Annotated in this window: 16 protein-coding genes; 11 read left to right on the plus strand and 5 right to left on the minus strand. The window is 70.0% G+C overall.

The features are described from left to right. Positions 1 to 4 precede the first annotated feature (4 nt). The 7 genes from KLK06_RS20985 (at position 5) to KLK06_RS21015 (ending at position 6,686) form a co-directional block, all read left to right on the plus strand. Positions 5 to 487 carry a universal stress protein gene (locus tag KLK06_RS20985; protein WP_214637224.1) on the plus strand — a complete coding sequence of 161 codons (483 nt, stop codon included), beginning with the start codon at positions 5 to 7 and terminating at the stop codon, positions 485 to 487. A 167-nt stretch (positions 488 to 654) separates the two neighbouring features. Next, positions 655 to 2,043 carry an APC family permease gene (locus KLK06_RS20990; protein WP_214637225.1) on the plus strand — a complete coding sequence of 463 codons (1,389 nt, stop codon included), beginning with the start codon at positions 655 to 657 and terminating at the stop codon, positions 2,041 to 2,043. Positions 2,044 to 2,296: 253 nt separating this feature from the next. Continuing rightward, complete coding sequence (gene metG / locus KLK06_RS20995; protein WP_214637226.1) at positions 2,297 to 3,727, plus strand: methionine--tRNA ligase; 1,431 nt, start codon at positions 2,297 to 2,299, stop codon at positions 3,725 to 3,727. Positions 3,728 to 3,784: 57 nt separating this feature from the next. After that, the gene (locus KLK06_RS21000) at positions 3,785 to 4,762 is read left to right on the plus strand and encodes a phosphotriesterase (RefSeq protein WP_214637227.1); all 978 of its coding nucleotides are present in this window, start codon (positions 3,785 to 3,787) and stop codon (positions 4,760 to 4,762) included. 41 nt (positions 4,763 to 4,803) lie between these two features. Continuing rightward, positions 4,804 to 5,190, plus strand: a complete 387-nt coding sequence (locus KLK06_RS21005) for an STAS domain-containing protein (RefSeq protein WP_214637228.1) — start codon at positions 4,804 to 4,806, stop codon at positions 5,188 to 5,190. 10 nt (positions 5,191 to 5,200) lie between these two features. Beyond that, positions 5,201 to 6,094: an RNA polymerase sigma factor RpoD/SigA gene (locus tag KLK06_RS21010; protein ID WP_214637229.1), complete on the plus strand. Its 894-nt coding sequence runs from the start codon at positions 5,201 to 5,203 to the stop codon at positions 6,092 to 6,094. A 133-nt stretch (positions 6,095 to 6,227) separates the two neighbouring features. After that, positions 6,228 to 6,686 (plus strand): hypothetical protein, encoded by a 459-nt coding sequence (locus tag KLK06_RS21015; protein WP_214637230.1) that lies wholly within the window; start codon positions 6,228 to 6,230, stop codon positions 6,684 to 6,686. A 312-nt stretch (positions 6,687 to 6,998) separates the two neighbouring features. Here the strand turns inward: KLK06_RS21015 and KLK06_RS21020 are convergent, their stop codons facing one another. Beyond that, entirely contained in the window at positions 6,999 to 7,904 is a 906-nt protein-coding gene (locus tag KLK06_RS21020) for a helix-turn-helix transcriptional regulator (protein ID WP_214637231.1), read from the minus strand. Here KLK06_RS21020 and KLK06_RS21025 point away from each other — a divergent pair. Further along, a complete protein-coding gene (locus KLK06_RS21025; RefSeq protein WP_308168368.1) occupies positions 7,890 to 8,888 on the plus strand; it encodes an aminotransferase class IV family protein in 999 nt (332 codons plus the stop codon). The two genes, KLK06_RS21020 and KLK06_RS21025, sit on opposite strands and share 15 nt — an antisense overlap. 151 nt (positions 8,889 to 9,039) lie before the next feature. On the opposite strand, the gene KLK06_RS21030 is transcribed toward KLK06_RS21025, so the two are convergent. The 4 genes from KLK06_RS21030 to KLK06_RS21045 all read right to left on the minus strand — a co-directional run bounded on the left by KLK06_RS21030 (position 9,040) and on the right by KLK06_RS21045 (position 14,808). After that, entirely contained in the window at positions 9,040 to 10,191 is a 1,152-nt protein-coding gene (locus KLK06_RS21030) for a hypothetical protein (RefSeq protein ID WP_214637232.1), read from the minus strand. 192 nt (positions 10,192 to 10,383) lie between these two features. After that, on the minus strand, positions 10,384 to 13,125 hold the full coding sequence (locus KLK06_RS21035; RefSeq protein ID WP_308168369.1) for a Tex family protein: 2,742 nt from the start codon (positions 13,123 to 13,125) through the stop codon (positions 10,384 to 10,386). Positions 13,126 to 13,152: 27 nt separating this feature from the next. Beyond that, positions 13,153 to 14,316 carry an amidohydrolase gene (locus KLK06_RS21040; RefSeq protein ID WP_214637233.1) on the minus strand — a complete coding sequence of 388 codons (1,164 nt, stop codon included), beginning with the start codon at positions 14,314 to 14,316 and terminating at the stop codon, positions 13,153 to 13,155. 57 nt (positions 14,317 to 14,373) lie between these two features. Continuing rightward, positions 14,374 to 14,808: an RpiB/LacA/LacB family sugar-phosphate isomerase gene (locus KLK06_RS21045; protein WP_250905741.1), complete on the minus strand. Its 435-nt coding sequence runs from the start codon at positions 14,806 to 14,808 to the stop codon at positions 14,374 to 14,376. 148 nt (positions 14,809 to 14,956) lie between these two features. On the opposite strand from KLK06_RS21045, the gene KLK06_RS21050 reads away from it, so the two are divergent. From KLK06_RS21050 to KLK06_RS21060, 3 genes are read left to right on the plus strand one after another with little or no spacing between them, the layout of a single operon-like run. Next, positions 14,957 to 16,036, plus strand: a complete 1,080-nt coding sequence (locus KLK06_RS21050; RefSeq protein ID WP_250905742.1) for a DUF917 domain-containing protein — start codon at positions 14,957 to 14,959, stop codon at positions 16,034 to 16,036. After that, positions 16,029 to 17,591, plus strand: a complete 1,563-nt coding sequence (locus tag KLK06_RS21055; protein ID WP_308168370.1) for a hydantoinase/oxoprolinase family protein — start codon at positions 16,029 to 16,031, stop codon at positions 17,589 to 17,591. Before KLK06_RS21050 ends, KLK06_RS21055 begins: the two co-directional genes overlap by 8 nt. A gap of 23 nt (positions 17,592 to 17,614) precedes the next feature. Then, entirely contained in the window at positions 17,615 to 19,234 is a 1,620-nt protein-coding gene (locus tag KLK06_RS21060; RefSeq protein WP_214637234.1) for an ABC transporter substrate-binding protein, read from the plus strand. The last annotated feature ends 3 nt before the right edge of the window (positions 19,235 to 19,237 follow it).

Here is a 19,237-nt window from a genome sequence, read left to right on the forward strand (position 1 = left end):
GCCTATGGAAGCAGCTGAAACGACCATTCTGATCGCGTACGACGGCTCGGACGACGCCAAGGCGGCGATCGCCTTCGCGGGCACGCTTCTGGCCGGTCGGCGCGCCGTCGTACTGACCGTGTGGGAACGCCTGGGGATGGCCTCGGCGCGGGCGTCGGCCGGGTTGATGATGACCATCGATGATTCGCCGGCCGCGGATGAGGCCGTCGGGGAGGCCATGAGGGAGCTCGCCGGGCAGGGCGCGGAGCTGGCCAGGCAGGCGGGGTTCGACGCGACGCCGCGTTGCGAGCTGGACGCGCTGGCCGTGTGGTCGACCATTGTGGAGGTGGCGAACGATGTCGGGGCCACGTTGATCGTCACCGGGACGCGGGGGCTGGGCGGGGTGAAGTCACTGCTGCTCGGGAGCACGTCCGACCGGGTGCTGCACCACGCGCACCGGCCGGTGCTGGTGGTGCCCGCGCCGGACCAGCCGGACCAGCCGGGCTAGCCGGGCTAGCCGGATCAGCCGGGCTAACCAGGCTAGTCGGATCATCCAGATCAGCCGGGCTAGCCGGATTAGCCGGGCCGCCGTTTGTCGGCGGTCCTTTGCTCGTGGCTCTTTTGTCGGCGGCGTGGTGCATAGTGGCTGCCAGCCGGTGGAACGGGGAGGGCGGGGTGGAGCTGTCACGGCGTCTCGGCACCGCCGACGCGGTGGTCGTGGGGCTGAGCGCGATGATCGGCGCCGGGGTGTTCGCCGCCTTCGCGCCCGCCGCGGCGGCCGCGGGTTCGTGGCTGCTCGCCGCCCTCGCCCTCGCCGCCGTCGTCGCCTACTGCAACGCGACCTCCTCCGCTCGCCTCGCCGCCCTCTATCCCGAGTCGGGCGGCACGTACGTCTACGGCAGGCGGCGGCTCGGCCCGGTCTGGGGCTACCTCGCGGGCTGGGGCTTCACCGTCGGCAAGACCGCCTCCTGCGCGGCGATGGCGCTGACCTTCGGCTCGTACGTGGCGCCCGGCCTGGCCCGCCCCCTCGCCATCGCCGCCGTGGTGGCGCTGACCGCGCTCAACCTGTTCGGCGTTCAGCGCTCGGCAATGGCGGCTCGGGTGATGGTGGCGTTCGTGCTGGCGGTCCTGGTCGCGGTGGTCGCCATCGGGCTGCTGAGTGGCCCTGACGCCTCCTCGGCCACCGGCTCCGAGGACGGTGCCCGCTCGGCGGACGGTCTGCCGTCTAACGCGCGCATCGTCGACAAGGACCAGAGGATCGACCTCTCTTCCGAGGAGGTCGCCGCTCTCATCCCCAAGAACGACGTGGTCGCCCGGTTCTACGCGATCGCGGAGCAGGTCGCCGAGGCGTACCACCCCACCCCGTGGGATGTTCTCCAGGGCGCGGGCCTGCTGTTCTTCGCCTTCGCCGGGTATGCCAGGATCGCCACGCTCGGCGAGGAGGTCCGCGACCCGGCACGCACCATCCCCCGCGCCATCACCGCCGCCCTGGCCGTCACGCTGGTGGTCTACGCCCTGGTCGCCGTCACCGCGCTGTCCGTGCTGGGCCCCATGTGGCTCGGCGCGTCCGGAGCCCCGCTCGCCGACGTGGCCACCGCGTCCGGCGCGGCCTGGTTGCGGCCGGTGGTCAGTGCGGGCGCGGCGGTGGCGGCGCTGGGGGCGCTGCTGGCCCTCCTTCTCGGCGTCTCCCGCACCGTCCTCGCCATGGCCCGTCGGCGCGACCTCCCCGAGCTCCTGGCCGAGGTCCATTCCACGACCGAGGTCCCCCGCCGGGCCGAGCTGGCTGTGGGAGTGGTGGTGGTCGGGTTGCTGCTGGTGGCGGACCTGCGCGGGGCGATCGGCTTCTCGTCGTTCGGCGTCCTGGTCTATTACGCCATCGCCAACGCCTGCGCACTCACCCTCGGGCCGGACGAGGGCGCCCCGCCCAAGGCCGTACCAGTGCTCGGGCTGGCCCTCTGCTTGCTGCTGGCGGCGACCCTGCCGCTGACGTCCGTGCTCGCGGGCCTCGCCGTCTTCGCGGTCGGCCTGATCATCTGGAAGATCCGCCATCGCGGGCCTCCGTGACGCTGGGGCTTTCGTTCTGCTGGGGTCTCCGTGACGCCGGGTCTCCGTGACGCCGGGTGCTCCGCGAGCTCGCGGGCTCCGTCCGGGGGGCCGGGATTTACGAGTGCGTCGGTTTCAGCCGGAACGCTACGATGGGCGCATGACGACGCGACTGGTGATGATGGCCCCGTAGGGGCTTCCACCGACGACGTCTTGTTCGAGGCCCTGCGACCGGGGCCTCTCGTCGTGTCCGGGGCCCCTCGGGAGACACACGATGTACATCACGACCACCATCCCTTACGTCAACGCCCGCCCGCATCTGGGGCACGCCCTGGAGATCGTGCAGGGTGACGTGCTGGCCCGGCACTACCGGCGGCGCGGCGAGCCCGTACGCTTCCAGACCGGCACCGACGACAACTCGCTGAAGAACGTCCTGGCCGCCGAGGCGGCGGGCGTCCCGGTGCGGGAGCTCGTCGATCGGAACGCGGCCGCCTTCGAAGCGCTGCGCGAGTCGTACGACCTGTCCTTCGACTCGTTCATCCGGACGAGTCATCATCCGGGGCATCTCCCGGGAGTCGAGCGGATCTGGCGGGCGATCGACGGCGACCTCTACCAGCGGCACTACGAGGGGCTTTACTGCGTCGGCTGTGAGCAGTTCTTCAGCGAGGGGACCTGTCCCGAGCACGAGGCGCCGTTGCAGCGGGTCTCGGAGAAGAACTGGTTCTTCCGCCTGTCGCGTTACCAGGACGCGTTACTGGACCTCATCCGCGGCGCGCGGCTCAGGATCGAGCCGGCCGCGCGGCGGAACGAGGTGCTGGCGTTCATCGAGGCCGGGCTGGCCGACATCAGCGTCTCACGCTCCGCGGACCGGGCCCGCGGCTGGGGCATACCGGTGCCGGGAGACCCTTCCCAGGTGGTGTACGTGTGGTGGGACGCCCTGGCCAACTACGTCACCGCGTTGGACGGCGGCGACTACGACCGCTGGTGGGTGGCGGAGCCGCGCAAGGTCCACCTGATGGGCAAGGGCGTGATCCGCTTCCACGCGGTCTACTGGCCCGCGATGCTGCTCGCGGCGGGCTTGCCGCTGCCTGCCGAGATCTTCGTCCACGACTACCTGACCGTCGGCGGGCGAAAGATCAGCAAGTCGTCAGGAACGTCCGCGGACGCCGAGGCGATAGCGCGGGCCTATGGCGCCGACGCGGTGCGGTGGTGGCTGCTGCGTGAGGTGCCGCGGGTCGGCGACGCCGACTTCACCGTGGAACGGCTGGTCGCCAGGGCCGACGAGGATCTGGCCAACGGCGTCGGCAACCTGGTCAACCGGGTCGTCACCATGGTGCACCGGTTCCGGGACGGCGAGGTCCCCGTGGTCGCCCTTGACGCGGACGCCGGACGTACCCTCGTCGAGGCCTGTGAGAGCGCGCCGGGACGGGTGCACGAGGCGCTGGAGGACTTCGACTTCCGCCGCGCCGCCGCCGCGGTCTGGACGATTGTGGAGGAGGCGAACAAGTACGTCGAACGGGTCAAGCCGTGGCGGCAGGAGCCCGGCGACAGGGAGACCTCGCTGGCGACGCTCGTGTACGCGTGCCGGGCGCTGGCCGGACAACTGGCGCCGTTTCTGCCCACGGGAGCGGCGCGCGTGGCGGCGGCGGTGAGCGGGGAACGGCTGGCCGGGCCCGAGCCGTTGTTCCCGCGGCTGGCCGGTTGACGGGGGGTATGCGGCGGCCTAGGTTGGCGGCACCGACCAGCCGGTATGGAGGCGCGCATGCCCACCGTCAACACCGTTCGCGGCCCCGTCGACGTCGATGAGCTCGGTCAGACCCTGATGCACGAACACATCTTCGTTCTCTCCACCGAGTACCTGGACAACTACGGCAAAGGTGCCTGGTGGGACGAGGAGTTCCGGGTCGCGGACGCGATCACGAAGCTCAACGCGGCGGCGGCGAAGGGCGTGCGGACGATCGTCGACCCGACGGTCTGGGGGATCGGACGGTACATCCCCCGCATCCAGCGCATCGCCGCCGAAGTGCCGGACCTGCACATCATCGCCGCGACCGGCATGTACAGCTTCGAAGAGCTGCCGCACCAGTACGAGCACCGCGGCCCCGGCCTGCTCCTGGACATGCCCGATCCGATGATCGACGACTTCGTGCGGGACATCACCGAGGGCATCGCCGACACCGGGGTCAAGGCGGCGTTCCTCAAGTGCGTGGTCGAGCAGAAGGGCCTGACACCCGGGGTCGAGCGCATCTGCCGGGCCGTCGCGCAGGCTCACGTACGCACCGGTGCGCCGATCACCGTCCACACGAACTCCTTCACGCAGAGCGGGCCGATAGCGCTCGACTTCTTCGCCAAGGAGGGCGTGGACCTGACGAAGGTCGTCGTCGGGCACGCGGGCGACAGCAACGATCTCGACTACCTGATGCGTCTGGCCGACACGGGCGCCACGCTGGGCATGGATAGATTCGGGCTGGATGTCTACAATCCGACCTCCGAGCGAGTGGCCACCATCGCCGCCCTCTGCCAGCGGGGATACGCTGATCGCATGGTCCTCAGCCACGACGCCGGGTGCTTTTATGACTACTTTGGGGCGGCTTGGGATGAGGCGCTGAGCACGATGGCGCCCAACTGGCGCTACGATCACATCCACGACGAGGTCTTGGCCGCACTCCTGGACTCGGGTGTGACCGGCGATCAGATCGAGCAGATGCTGGTGTCCAACCCGAGACGCTACTTCTCGTAAAGTGGTGACATCGGACAAGCAATGCGGGTAGGTGGAACTGGGTGGCTTCGGAGCAGGCCTTGTCGATCAGCCTCGGGCTCCAGGGACCGTGCGTCATCGCCAGGCTAACGGGGGATTTCGACTTCGGCTCCGCGGCCGAGGTGCGTGATCGCGTCACCAAGGCGCTGGACCTGACCCAGCCACCACTACTCGTCATCGACATGCAGGCGGTCAGCGTCTGCGATTCTTCGGGCCTTTCCGTGCTCGTTTATCTGCACAAGGCGGTGACCGCGTCCGGCGGCCGGTTACTCCTTTCCGGGCTGAACGGCAGGTGTAAGCATCTGTTCGCCATCACCGCGCTCGACAAGTTCTTCGATATCCGCACCACCGCCGAGCTCGCCATAGCAGAACTCAACGAACCGGGGAGTTCGCCGCCGTTTACCGGGTAGTCGCCGTGGTATGTCGGCCGAAGAGCCCGATCTGCTCGGCATGTATCTGGAGCAGATCGGAAAGACACCTTTGCTCTCCGCCGCGGACGAAGTGGACCTGGCACGACGGATCGAAGCGGGGCTCTATTCGGGCTACCTGATCGGCCGTGGCCAGGGCACTCCGGAGCTCGAATGCGTCCGCCGCGAGGGGCAGCGCGCCAAGGACCTGCTCATCAGGTCCAATCTCCGGCTGGTGGTGGCCGCCGCCAGACGCTACGCCTTCCGTGGGCTTCCGCTCCTCGACGTCATCCAGGAGGGCAATCTCGGGTTGATCAGGGCCGTGGAGAAGTTCGACTACAAACGCGGCTACAAGTTCTCCACGTACGGGATGTGGTGGATCCGCCAGGCCATCGAACGCGGCATCCACGACAAGAGCCGCACCGTACGGCTGCCCACGCACGTCGCCGAAGAGCTGTCGCGGCTGACCAGGATCGCCCGGCAACTCGCCGTCGACCTGGGACGCGAACCACGTGACGGCGAACTCGCCAAGGCCGCGGAACGCTCGCTCGGCCACGTCGCCGCGCTGCGGCAACTCGCCCAGGAGACGGTCAGCCTGGACGTGCCCGTCGGCGAGAACGGCGAGGGCAACATCGGTGACATGATCGCCGACGAGGACGGTCTCCAGGCACAGGAGGTCATGGAGCGCCGCGCGCTCAACGCCGATCTGCACCAGGTGCTCACCTCACTCCCGCCGCGAGAGGCTTTCATCCTCAGACTCCGGTACGGCCTGGCCGACCAGGAAACGTGGACCTATACCGAAATCGCGGAGCGCCTCGGGCTCACCAGAGAGCGCATCAGGCAACTGGAGAAACAGGCGTTGAAACGCCTACGACAGGGGAGTCGTTTGCTCTCCTGGGCTTCCTAATACCGCATAACTGGGTAATAGGGATGTGGTCGGACAACCAATTGACTCCGCCGTTTCCCTGACGGTTAATCGGGAGCCTGACGTCGCTTTCAACAGGGGGAAGCGGCAGCACGTCGTTGCTTATGGGGGCAACATGGTCAAGGGTCTCGTCGGCACGCTCTTATCCGTCGCCACGGCGGTGGCCGTGGTCGCGGTGCCGTCCGCCGCGAACGCCGCGGCTCCGTCTCCCGCTCTCGCGGTGGTGGCCGCGAACACGCCAGCCACTCTTTCCAGCACCGCGAAGCCGCATCTGATCAAGTACAAGATCTACTGGGGCCGGTGCAAGGACACCTGCCGGGTCAAGGTGCGGGTCACCAACATCTCCCGCACGACCCTCTATGCCGTCAGCCTGAACGCCCGGCTCAAGGTCAACGGCAAGAAGGTCGGCTCGTGCTACGACTATGTCGGCACCATCCGGGCCAAGCACTCCCGCTGGGGAGGATGCACCGTCAGGACCCGTACGCTCTCGAACATGTGGAACCGGTGGCTCGACGGCGAGATCCGCTTCGACCGTGACGTCAGCACGGTCGTCCACTACGAGTATTACCGCTGACCAGGGCGCCAGGGGCCGCGCCCGGTCCGGCCCCTGGCCGTCAGGAGGTGACCATCAGGGCGAGGCCGATGAGGACCACAACCGGGACTAGCCAGACCACGGCCTCGGCGGCGAACTCCTTGTACATGACGCAGATCTCCCTTGAGACGCCCGTGCGGGGGCGGCGGTAAAACGTTCATTGCGCAGCATAGCCGCCCGCACCCACGACTCCGTCCCACTTCATCCCTCCTCCGTCGGCCGCTTTCGACCGGCTTCGGTCGTCTTCGGTAGCTCGCGGGCCCGCCACTCGGTTGATCGTTGGCCTTCGGCGGCCTACCGCGTGACGATCGCATCCGCGCCCCAGCCGGCCAGCAGCCGCAGGCTCTCCGCCGCGGTGGAGCCCGGTGAGGCGTTGTAGACGGTCAGGGACTGCTCGGGATCGTCGGGCAGCCGGAACGACTCGAAGGAGAGGGTGAGGTCGCCCACCAGCGGATGACGCAGGCGCTGGGCGCCGTGGTTGTTCTCCTTTACGTCATGCCTGCCCCACAGGCGGCGGAACGCCTCGCTCTTCACCGACAGCTCGCCCACGAGCGCCGACAGCTGAGGGTCGTCCGGATAGCAGCCCGCGTACAGGCGCAGGGCGCCGACGATGTCGGCTGCCTTCGACTCCCAGTCCACGAACAGCCGGCGATAGTCGGGCCGCAGGAACACCAGCCGAGCCCAGTTGCGCTCCAGGTTGGGCAATCGATCCCAGTCGCCGAAGAGGGCCGCCGCCATCGGGTTCCAGGCCAGGATGTCCGAGCGCGGTCCCGACACGTACGCGGGCACCCCCTCCAAGGAGGCCAGCATCTCCCGGAGTGTGGCGCGCACCTGCTCCTGGCGCGGCGGCGAGTGCTTCTTCCGGTGCTGGCACTTGACCAGATGCGTGAGGTGTTCGTGCTCGGCGTCCGTCAGTCGCAGGGCACGCGCGATCGCGTCGAGCACCTCGGCCGACACGTTGGAGCCTCTGCCCTGCTCGAGCCGGGTGAGGTAGGCGACCGACACGCCGGCGAGTTGAGCCAGCTCCTCGCGGCGCAGTCCCGGCACTCGCCGGTACCGTCCAAAGGCCGGCAACCCGACATCCTCCGGCCTCAGCCGGGCCCGGCGGCTGCGCAGGAACTTGCCGAGCTCAGCGCGCGGATCGAACGGCCGCTCGCCGCCCGGATCTGCCGCCTCCTCCATACCGTGCCGATCTCCCATGTCGCCCATTATCGCTGGTCGTACGCATCGACCGCGGACGAGACTGACCCTGGCAGTAGTAGGACCACTGGTCGTCAGCAGAACAGGGCTCTGGAAGACCGCGCTTCGCCAGGGCAGGCTCGTCCCGCGCCCCTCGACAGAGATGCCGGCGGGGCGCATCACCACGATCTGGGGAGAGACTTGCGATCTTTTGTTGTTCAACGTAATGGCCGGGCGGCGATCGTCGAGGAGTTGGCACCGCTCGCCTTCGCCGGTTATGCCCACTTCACGGCCATGCAGGTGCGTGGGGGCCAGGTCCGGGGACTCGATCTCCATCTGGAGCGGCTGCGGTCTGCCTCGGTGGAGTTGTTCGGTCGAGCGTTGCCCGAGAATCGGGTGCGGTCCTATCTGCGGGCGGCTCTGGAGGCCGGTCCGGCTGACCTCTCGCTGGTTGCCACGGTGTACTCGCCGGCGGGCGAGTTCACCGTGGCCGGGACTGATGTGGAGCCCGAGGTGCTGGTCCGTACCGGACCGGCCGCGTCTGGTCCGGAGGGCCCGCTGACGCTGGCGACGGTCGAGTACGAGCGGGTTCTGCCGGGCGTGAAGCATGTCGGCGAGGTGGCCAAGACGTATTTCCTCCGTCAGGCTGTTGGGCAAGGCTTCGACGACGCAGCCTTCATTGACCGCCGGGGTCGGCTCAGCGAGGGGTCGATCTGGAATCTGGCCTTTTGGGACGGCGCCGCGGTGGTGTGGCCCGCGGCCGAGATGCTGGGTGGAACCACGATGGGCATTGTCCGCCGCCAACTGGACCGCCTTGGCGTCCCCCAGCGTGTCCAGGAGATCACGCTCGCCGACCTGCCCGCGCTGGCAGGAGGTGTGGTCATGAACTCATGGACGCCGGGTGTGGCGGTACGTCGGATCGGCTCTGCGCCCTTGCCTGAGGCCCAGTCCTTCTTGGAGCTGCTTCACCGGGCCTACCAGGCCGAACCGCTCACCTCGCCCTGAGGCTGGTCTCACGATGGCCACGGCTTGCGTCTCGCGATATCGCACTGACACCTCGGGCCGTTGACCCAGGTGGGTCTGAACAGTGCCGTGCGGCACGTCAGCGTGCTCGCCAGGCGGCGGAACGGCAGGCGGGCGAGTCATCGGCCTGGCGTCAGTGACCGTTCTGGGTCATGCGCTTGTGGAGGCCCGCGAGCGACTCGTCCGCCATCAGCGCAGGCAGGCGCGGCGCATCGGCCTCGATCTGCCGGAGCACCTCAGAATCGCCGCCGTGGAAGCGGCTCCAGGCGCGGACCACGTCGGGCATGGCCGAGATGGCCACCTCGGTCAGGATCGCCTCGCGCGGCAACCATGAGGTGAGGAACCGCGAGACCCGGGCCGGACTCCACCACAGGGGCCGATCACCCACGAACTCGACAAGCTTCCCGAACGCCTCCTGCGCTCCGGGTAGATCCGGCAGATCCAGGAACCGGGACACGGTGTCGTCGGGCGCCTGGCGTACCGGATCGGGGACGGTCCGCGCGCGGGCGAGGGCCAGCGGGCGGACGGCGGGCAGGCTCTCGGCGATCGGCGCCCCCATGACGAGGTCCGTCATCTCGAACGCGTCCAGCACCCGCCCCGCGACCACCGCCGGATCCGCCGGCCGCAGGTCCAGGTCGTCGAGGAACTTCGGCTCCTCGACCGTCGCATCGACCGCCAGGCCGCCGTTGACCTGGTCGATGCCTACGATCAGGACATGCGGCTCCTTGCCGTCGGGGTAGCGGAACCGCAGAGCGGCCAGGGCCTGCTCGCCGTAGCGGTCGGCCTTGCCGTACCACGCCTGCTCACACACCACCTGCCCCATCCGCCCGACCCACTCGGGCAGCCCCCGCACGGCCTCCTGCCCGGCTTCCCGCAGGACCTCCTGAAGGCTCTTGTTTCCTTGCTCCTGCGAGGTCGGGTGTCCGGTTCGCGGATCCGTGCCCGAGTACGGGCCGGGGCCGCTGGCTACGGTGTCGCCCGTTGCCGGAGTGTGGTCGCCGGCTGCCGCCTCGGTAGGGGGCGTGGCCGCTGCTTCGGCGCTGGTGTCGTCGTAGTGTGCCTCGTCGTCGTCCAGGGCTGCGGTTTCCACGACGGCCAGGGCGGCGAGTGTGAGGCGTGCCTCTGGGCTGCCGGCTTCGGTCAGTTGTCGTACGAGCGGGCGGACCTCCGTTGGGCGCAGTGTCGCCGTGAGCCGGGCCGCCCAGAGCTCTGTGCGCAGTGGTGAGCGCCACCTGAGCAGGTCGCGGGCCTGGGTGATCGCCGTGGTAAACGCAGTTGTGCTCACTCTCCGACCGTATCGCCCCTGCGGGCACGGCTGACTCGCCGGGATTCCGCCTGCAGCGGACCACCCGACGGCGGGGGTGCGTGGGTGCTCGGTGATTGTCGGCCGGTGCGTTGGCTGCCCATGGCGTCGACTGGTGATGCCGCCTGTCGGCCGGTGCGTTGGTTGGTCAACGCACCGGCCGACTGTCGGGAGTTATTGGTCGTCTCCGGTCAGGCCGGCCTTGCGGAGGGCTTCTGCCATGGCGCCCGAGGGGGCTGGGCGGCGGGCGCTGCCGCCGCGCTGGCCGCCTTCACCGCGACCCCGCTGACCACTGTCGCCGCGCTGAGCGCCGTCGCCCCTACCGCGCTGGCCGCTGTCACCGCGACCGCCATCACCGCGACCGCCGCCACCCCGTGCGGCGTCTCCGCGGCCGCCGGAACCGCCACGACCGCCGTCTCCACGACCGCCGTCTCCACGACCGCCGTCTCCACGACCGCCGTCTCCACGTCCACCGGCGCCGCGACCGTCACCACGTGTGCCGCCGCCAGAGGCGCCGCTTCCGGGGGCGCCGCGGCTCGCGTCGGCGCGTCCGCCGGATCCGCGACCGCCGTCTCCAGCACCGGTCGCTCCACGGCCACCGTCGCCAGCACCGGCTGTGCTGCGGTTGCCGTCTCCGGCCGGACCACGGCCTGCGCCACTGGGTCCGCGGTTGCTGTCTCCAGCCGGGCCGCGACCGCCGCCAGGGCCGCGGTTGCCGTCGGCCGGGCCACGGCCGGTGCCGCCAGCGCCGCGGGACGCGCGGCCTTCGGGGGTGGTCTCGTCGTCCAGGCGCAAGGTCAGGGAGATGCGCTTGCGGGGGATGTCGACCTCTAGGACCTTGACGCGGACGATGTCGCCGGGCTTGGCGACGTCGCGGGGATTTGTCACGTAATTTCGGGACATGGCGGAGACGTGGACCAGGCCGTCCTGGTGTACGCCGACGTCCACGAACGCGCCGAACGCCGCCACGTTCGTCACCACGCCCTCAAGGATCATGCCGGGCAGCAGGTCGGAGAGCTTCTCCACGCCCTCCTTGAAGGTCGCGGTCTTGAACGCGGGCCGTGGGTCACGGCCGGGCTTCTCGAGTTCGCGCAGGATGTCGGTGACCGTCGGCAGGCCGAACTTGTCGTCCGTGAACTCCTGCGGCTTGATCGCCCGCAGCGTCGCCGTGTTGCCGATCAGCGTCTTGAGGTCGGTCTGGACCGAGCCGAGGATGCGCCGGACCACCGGGTAGGCCTCGGGGTGCACGCTGGAGGCGTCGAGTGGGTCGTCGCCGCCCGCGATGCGCAGGAAGCCCGCGCACTGTTCGAACGCCTTGGGCCCGAGGCGGGCCACGTCCTTCAGGGCCGAGCGGGACTTGAAGGGGCCGTTGGTGTCGCGGTGGCGCACGATGCTCTCGGCCAGCGTGGCGCCGATGCCCGACACGCGCGTGAGCAGCGGCGGGGAGGCGGTGTTGACGTCGACGCCCACGGCGTTGACGCAGTCTTCGACCACCGCGTCGAGAGAGCGGGACAGCTTGGTCTCGGCGAGGTCGTGCTGATATTGGCCGACGCCGATCGACTTGGGGTCGATCTTGACCAGCTCGGCCAGCGGGTCCTGGAGGCGGCGGGCGATGGAGACGGCGCCGCGGATCGACACGTCGAGGTCGGGCAGCTCCGCGGAGGCGTAGGCCGAGGCGGAGTAGACGGACGCGCCTGCCTCCGACACCACGATCTTGGTCACCGACGGCATGTGCTGGACCAGCTCGCCGGCCAGTTTGTCGGTCTCGCGGGAGGCGGTGCCGTTGCCGATCGCGATCAGCTCGACGCCGTGCTTCTGCGCGAGCGCGCCCAGGACGGCCAGCGACTGGTCCCACTGCCGCTTGGGCTCGTGCGGGTAGATGGTGGCGGTGTCGACGACCTTGCCGGTGGCGTCGACCACGGCCACCTTTACGCCGGTGCGCAGCCCGGGGTCGAGGCCCATGGTCGTGCGGGTGCCGGCGGGCGCGGCCAGCAGCAGGTCGCGCAGGTTGGTGGCGAACACCCGCACGGCCTCGTCCTCGGCCGCCTGCCAGAGCCGCATGCGGATGTCGATGCCCAGGTGCACGAGGATGCGGGTGCGCCAGGCCCAGCGCACGGTCTCGTTGAGCCAGCGGTCGGCCGGGCGGCCCTGGTCGGAGACGCCGAAGCGGGAGGCGATGCGCATCTCGTACTCGGGGCTGTCGTCGGGCTCCAGCGTGACGGAGAGGATCTCCTCCTTCTCGCCCCTGAACATGGCCAGGATCCGGTGCGAGGGCAGCTTGGTGAACGGCTCCCCGAACTCGAAGTAGTCGGAGAACTTCGCCCCCGCCTCCTCCTTGCCCTCGCGGACCTTGGAGAGCAGCCGGCCACGGCCCCAGAGCTGCTCGCGCAGCCCGCCGATGAGGTCGGCGTCCTCGGCGAAGCGCTCGATGAGGATCGCCCGCGCGCCCTCCAGTGCGGCCGCGGCGTCGGCGACGCCCTCGGTGAGGAACGTCTCGGCCAGCGCGGCGGGGTTGTGCGAGGGATCGGCGAGGAGCTGGTCGGCCAGCGGCTCCAGGCCCAGCTCGCGGGCGATCTGCGCCTTGGTGCGCCGCTTGGGCTTGAAGGGGAGGTAGATGTCCTCCAGGCGGGCCTTGGTGTCGGCCGCCATGATCTGGGCGCGCAGCTCGTCGTCGAGCTTGCCCTGGGACTCGATCGACTCCAGGATCGCCGCCCTGCGCTCCTCCAGCTCGCGCAGGTAGCGCAGCCGCTCTTCGAGCGTGCGTAGCTGGGCGTCGTCGAGGGCGCCGGTGACCTCCTTGCGGTAGCGGGCGATGAACGGCACCGTCGCGCCGCCGTCGAGCAGCTCGACCGCCGACAGCACCTGCCCGTCGCGTACGCCGAGCTCTTCCGCGATCCGCTGGTGAATAGAGAGCACTTATCTGCCTTTCGATGGTCCCGCCGGTCAATTGTGCAGGACTGCGCCGTCTTTCATGACCAGAGTGCGCGCTGGGTGAACGACCACGGCCTCAGCCGGACCGCTCGCGGGGACGACGACGAGGTCGGCCCGGTCGCCCGGAGCCAGGCCGTAGTCGTCGAGGCCGAGCATGCGGGCACCGCCGACGGTCGCCGCCTCCAGCGCGAGCTCGATGTCCTCGTCTCTGCGGAATGTGCTGCGGTAGGCCACGTGCATGGCGCGTTCGAGCATGTCGCCGCTGCCGTAGGGGCCCCACAGGTCGCGGATGCCGTCGTGGCCGCACGCGACCGTGACGCCCGCGGCCCGCAGCTTCTTGATCGGCGGCACGGGAAAGCTGTAGACGGCGGCCGTCACCAGCGCCACACCGGCCTCGGCGAAGCCCTGGACCATGCGGTCCTGGTGGGCGTCGTCGAGCTGGCCGAGCGCGTAGGCGTGGCTGACCGCCACCCTGCCCGCCAGGCCGAGCACCTTGGTGCGCTCGGTGATGAGCTCCAGCTCCCAGGCGCCGAGCGAGCCGCCGTCGTGGAGGTGGATGTCGAGATGGGTGCCGTAGCGCTCCGCCAGCCCGAAGATGAGGTCGAGGTGGCGCACCGGATCGCGGTCGATGCCCGCCGGATCGAGCCCGCCGACCCCCTCGACACCGCTCTTGAGCGCCGCTTCGAGCAGCTCGGCCGTCCCGGGGTTGGTAAGCACGCCGTGCTGGGGGAAGGCGACCTGGCGCACGTCGATGGGGGAGCCCGCCGCCGCCTCCCGGACGGCCTCCACGCCGCGCAGGCCGACCAGCGGGTCGATGTCGGTGTGGGTGCGGACGTGAGTGGTGCCGTAGGCGCTCATCCGCGCCAGCAGCGCGGTGACGCGTTCGACGCTGGGCACGCCGAGCTCGGCGCGGCGGCCCAGGTCGTTGCCGATGCGACCGGCCAGCGTGTCGTCGGCGGAGTGAGGGACCCATGGCCCGCCGTAGAGGGTCTTGTCGAGGTGGCAGTGCGCCTCGACGAGGCCGGGCAGCACGAGCTGACCGGTGATGTCGAACGAGCGCGCCGCGGGCGCGTCGATCGTGGCCGCGACCCGCTCGATCCGGCCGTCCCGGACGAGGATGTCGGTAGGCATCTTGAGACCCCACAGCTGCCCGCCGCGGAGGAGCACGTCGGTCATGCCCAGCACCCTAAACGGCGGCACCGACGTTTCCGAGCTTCCATCGAAGGTCATTCGTCAGATCGCGTCGAGGTGGGAGACGTTCGCCTGGTCGACGGCGTCCGTGCTCGGCGCGCCGGCCAGCCAGGCGTCGAGGATCTCGTCGAGCACGACCTCGGAGGTCAGCCGCAGGCTCAGTGCCAGGACGTTGGCGTCGTTCCATTTGCGCGCCCCGCCGGCCGTGTAGGCGTCGACGCAGAGCGCCGCCCGTACACCCGGCACCTTGTTCGCCGCGATCGAGGCGCCGGTGCCGGTCCAGCAGCACACGACGGCCTGGTCGGCGCGTCCCTCGCTCACGTCGCGCGCGGCGAGTTCGGACGCCCACGCCCAGTCGGCGCGCTCCTCGGCGTTGAGCGCGCCGTGCGTGACCACCTCGTGGCCGCGCGTGCGCAGGAGTCGTACGACGCGCTCGGCCACGCCGTCCAGACTGTCGGTCGCCACCGAAATCCGCATGCTCACGCTCACCTTTCCGCATCTGCCGGTACACCGAAGCTTGCCCCCACATGAGCCTCGCCGCGCGGACCGGGTGGCGCAATCGGTTCGCCGACCTGACAGCTCTGACTGGCGCAACGGGTGGCTATGTGCTTGGTTGTGTCGCCATATGAGTATCGACATCAGTGACATTCCCGCCCTCGCCCGGGGATGTGCCGTGCTGGGCACCGGAGGCGGAGGAGACGTGCGGACCGGGTCGCTGGCGGCGATCCGGGCGATCCAGACGTACGGGCCGGTGCCGCTGGTCGAGCTGGCGGAGCTGCCCGGCGACGCGCTGGTCGTACCGCTGTCCGGCATCGGCGCGCCGACTGTCAGTCACGAGATGATCCACAGCGAGGACGAGGCCAAGCGGATCGCGGAGGAGATCGAGCGGATCTTCGGCCGCCCGCCGGCCGCGGTCATGTCGTCGGAGATCGGCGGGTCGAACGGTGTCGCGCCCGTCGCCTGGGCCGCCCAGCTCGGCCTGCCGCTGCTGGACGCCGACGCCATGGGCCGGGCGTTCCCCGAAGTGCAGATGGTGTCGATGTACGTGGCGGGGCTGCCCGCCGACCTCGTCGTCATGTCCGACGTGGTGGGGAACATCGTGACGATCCGCCCCATCGACGGCCTCTGGTCGGAGCGGCTGGCGCGCGCCGTCTGCGTGGCGGCGGGCTCGACCGCCCTGATGGCCGACTACGTGCTCACCGCCGCACAGGCGCGCGGCGCGGTCATCGAGGGTACGGTCACCCGCGCGCTGGCTATCGGCCGCGCCACCGAGGGCACGGCGGAGCCGCTGCGCGCGCTGGAGGAACGGCTCGGCGCGGCCCGGCTGATCACCGGCAAGCTGACGGACGTCGAACGGCGTACGACCGGCGGGTTCGTCAGGGGCACGGCCACGATCGACGGCACCGGCGACGACCGGGGCCGCACGCTCACACTGGAGCTCCAGAACGAGAACCTCGTCGCCCTCGAGAACGGCCGGCCCCGAGCCATGGTGCCGGACCTGATCACCGTGGTCGACACCGAGACGGCCGCCGCCGTCCAGACCGAGGGCCTGCGGTACGGCCAGCGCGTCACGGTGCTCGCCTGGCCGTGCGACCCGCTCTGGCGCACGCCCAAGGGGCTGGAGACGGCGGGGCCGCGCGCGTTCGGCTACGACCTGGAGTACGTGCCCATCGAGGAGCTGGTGAAGGGGGAGCCGCGTGGCTGAGGGCGCGTTGCGGATCGGGATCGACGTCGGCGGCACGAACACGGACGCCGTCGTGCTGGACGCGTCCGACCGAGTGATCGCGAAGGCCAAGCGGCCGACGACGCCGGACGTGACCGCGGGGCTGCGGGCGGCGCTGGACGCGGTGCTCGCCGAAGTGGCCGCGTGGGAGCGGATCACCCGGGTCATGCTGGGCACCACGCACGCGACCAACGCGATCCTGGAGCGCAGGAACCTCGGCCGGGTGGCCGTGCTCCGGCTCGGCGCGCCCGCGACCACCTCGGTGCCGCCGCTCTCCGACTGGCCGGACGACCTGCGTAAGGCCGTGTCCGCCGGCGAGGCCATCGTGCCGGGCGGCCACTACGTCGACGGCCGCGAGATCAGCCCGCTCGACCTCGGCGCGATCCGCCGGTTCATGGACGGCGTGCGGGCCGATGCCGTGGCGGTGACCGGCGTGTTCAGCCCGGCCAGCGCCGACCAGGAGCGGGTCGTCGAGGAGCTGGTCGGGAACGAGTACGGGCTGCCTGTCTCGGTGAGCCACGAGATCGGCTCCCTCGGGCTGCTGGAGCGGGAGAACGCGACCGTGCTCAACGCCGCCCTGTATGGCGTGGCGGCGCACGTGACCGACGCCCTGGTGACGGCGCTGGCCGAACGGGGGCTGGGCGCGCAGCCGTACCTCGCCCAGAACGACGGCACGCTGATGACGGTGGCGCACGCCGCGCGGCTGCCGGTGTCCACGATCGGCTCCGGACCGGCGAACTCGCTGCGCGGGGCGGCGTTCCTGTCGGGGGCGCGCGACGCGATCGTGGCCGACGTGGGCGGTACCTCCACGGACCTGGGTGTGCTCGTCGGCGGGTTCCCGAGGGAGTCGGCGGCGGCGGTGGAGATCGGCGGGGTGCTGACGAACTTCCGGATGCCGGACATCCTGGCCATCGCGCTGGGCGGCGGCACCGTGCTCAGAGCCGCCGGTGCGATGGGCGTGCGGGTGGGGCCGGACTCGGTGGGGTACCGGATCGCGGAGGAGGCGCTGGTGTTCGGCGGCTCCACGATGACGCTCACCGACGCCGCCGTGGCGGGCGACCGCGTCCCGGCGGACGCGGCCGGCTGGCGCGGCAAGGGCGACATGTCGGAAACTTTCCGAGACACTCTGCAAAGGGCGCTGGCCGTCGCCGACGCGATGGTGATCGACGCCGTGGACCGGATGGCGCTCGGCCGGGCCGACCGCCCGCTGGTGGCGGTGGGTGGCGGCGCGTTCCTGCTACCCGCCGAGATCCCCGGCGTGAGTCGCGTCATCCGCCCAGAGCACGCCGAGGTGGCCAACGCTGTTGGCGCCGCGATCGCCCTGGCGAGCGGCAGAGTGGATACGATCTTGCCGGCGGGCGAAAGCCGGTCAAAGGCGATCGAAAGAGCCAAGGAGGAAGCGGCGGCTCGTGCCGTGGCCGCGGGCGCGGATCCGGCCGGGGTGGAGATCGTCGACCTGCTCGAGGTGCCGCTGAGCTACCTCTCCGAGCCCGCGGTGCGGGTACACGTCAAAGCCGCCGGACCTCTCTCCCGGTGACAGATCGAAAGGACTCCCCACCCATGCGCTGGCACAAGCGTCTGCTCGTCGCCGGGGTCGCCGGTGCCGTGGCCATGACCGCATCCGCGTGCGCGGGCGGCCAGGTGCGCGGTGCGGACCGGACCCCGAAACCGAGCGCCACGACGAGCGACTCCACCGTCGCCGCCACCAAGGCCAACGACGCCACCTTCGTCTACGCGCCCAACCTCGACGTGGTGACGGACTGGGACCCGGCGACCTCGTACTCCAACGAGATCATCGCGATGTCCAACATCTATGAGGGATTAACCAGGTACAACACCCAGTCGCAGAAGCCCGAGCCGCGCCTGGCCACCGAGTGGACGTCGGCCGAGGGCGGCAAGCAGTGGACGTTCAAGCTGCGCCAGGGCGTGAAGTTCCACACCGGCGCCAGCGTGGACGCCGAGGCGGCCAAGAAGGCCATCGAGCGCACGATCAAGATGAACGCGGGCGCCGCCTACATCTGGGGCTCGGTCAAGACGATCGAGACGCCCGACCCGGCGACGCTGAAGTTCACCCTCAAGTACGCGGCCCCGCTCGACCTGATCGCCTCCTCCGGCTACGCCGCCTACATCTATGACACGGCCGCCGCCGACAAGCTCAAGGACGGCAAGACCGACGCCGGCACCGGCCCGTACACCATCGACACCTGGCAGAAGGGCAAGGAGACCGAGCTCACGCTGAAGGCGTACGAGGACTACTGGGGCGGCTGGAAGCCCGAGCAGTACAAGAAGATCGCCTTCCGGGTCACCCCCGAGATCACCACCGCCTGGCAGTTGCTGCAGAAGGGTGAGGTGAACTTCGTCGAGCGCCTCAACCCACAGCTCTTCGAGCAGGCCGGCGCGACCCAGAGCGTGCAGACCTCGCAGACGCCGTCCTTCCAGAACCTCCTCCTGCTGTTCAACACCGCCACGGGTCCGATGAAGGACGTCAAGATTCGGCAGGCGCTCCAGCTCGCGCTCGACTACGACGGCCTCATCGCGGCGCTGAAGGGCGCGGGCAGGAAGAGCACCGGCCTGGTGCCGCAGGGCCTCATCGGCTACACCGCCAACCTGGAGCCCAAGCAGGACCTGGCCAAGGCGCAGGAGCTGCTGGCCGAGGCGGGCTACGGCCGCGACCTGCCCGAGCTGAAGCTGAAGATGACCTACGCCCAGGGCGACGAGGACCAGAAGCTCCTGGTCACGCTGCTCAGCTCGGCGCTGAAGGAGCTCAACGTGAGCCTGGAGGCCAAGCCGATGGCCTGGAACGCGCAGTGGGACCAGGGCAAGAAGCAGGGCCAGGACATCTTCGTCATGTACTGGTATCCCGACTACGCCGACGCGTACTCGTGGTTCCTCAACGTGTTCAGGAGCGCGGACAAGCCGCAGTTCAACCTCTCCTATCTGAAGAACGCCGAGATCGACAAGGAGATCGACGCGCTGCCGCAGCTCACGGCCACCGACAGGTTCGCCGCCGAGCAGTCGTACGCGACCCTGCAGAAGCAGATCATCCAGGACCAGGCCGCGGTGGCGGTGCCGTACGTGCAGACCTACCAGCGCGCGCTGACGGCGGACGTGCAGGGGTACGTCGACAACCCGGCCTATCCCAACGTGGTCTTCTTCTACGATCTCAAGCCCGCAAGCTGACCC

Origin of the sequence: Nonomuraea sp. NEAU-A123 (assembly GCF_018603905.1) — a bacterium.
GTDB lineage: Bacteria > Actinomycetota > Actinomycetes > Streptosporangiales > Streptosporangiaceae > Nonomuraea.

Bases quoted from the DNA above. Each gene is read 5' to 3' on its own strand.
- KLK06_RS20985 (WP_214637224.1), top strand. From the start codon at position 5: ATGGAAGCAGCTGAAACGACCATTCTGATCGCGTACGACGGCTCGGAC.
- metG (WP_214637226.1), top strand. From the start codon at position 2,297: ATGTACATCACGACCACCATCCCTTACGTCAACGCCCGCCCGCATCTG.
- KLK06_RS21000 (WP_214637227.1), top strand. From the start codon at position 3,785: ATGCCCACCGTCAACACCGTTCGCGGCCCCGTCGACGTCGATGAGCTC.
- KLK06_RS21010 (WP_214637229.1), top strand. From the start codon at position 5,201: ATGTCGGCCGAAGAGCCCGATCTGCTCGGCATGTATCTGGAGCAGATC.
- KLK06_RS21015 (WP_214637230.1), top strand. From the start codon at position 6,228: ATGGTCAAGGGTCTCGTCGGCACGCTCTTATCCGTCGCCACGGCGGTG.
- KLK06_RS21020 (WP_214637231.1), bottom strand. From the start codon at position 7,904: ATGGGAGATCGGCACGGTATGGAGGAGGCGGCAGATCCGGGCGGCGAG.
- KLK06_RS21040 (WP_214637233.1), bottom strand. From the start codon at position 14,316: ATGACCGACGTGCTCCTCCGCGGCGGGCAGCTGTGGGGTCTCAAGATG.
- KLK06_RS21045 (WP_250905741.1), bottom strand. From the start codon at position 14,808: ATGCGGATTTCGGTGGCGACCGACAGTCTGGACGGCGTGGCCGAGCGC.
- KLK06_RS21050 (WP_250905742.1), top strand. From the start codon at position 14,957: ATGAGTATCGACATCAGTGACATTCCCGCCCTCGCCCGGGGATGTGCC.
- KLK06_RS21060 (WP_214637234.1), top strand. From the start codon at position 17,615: ATGCGCTGGCACAAGCGTCTGCTCGTCGCCGGGGTCGCCGGTGCCGTG.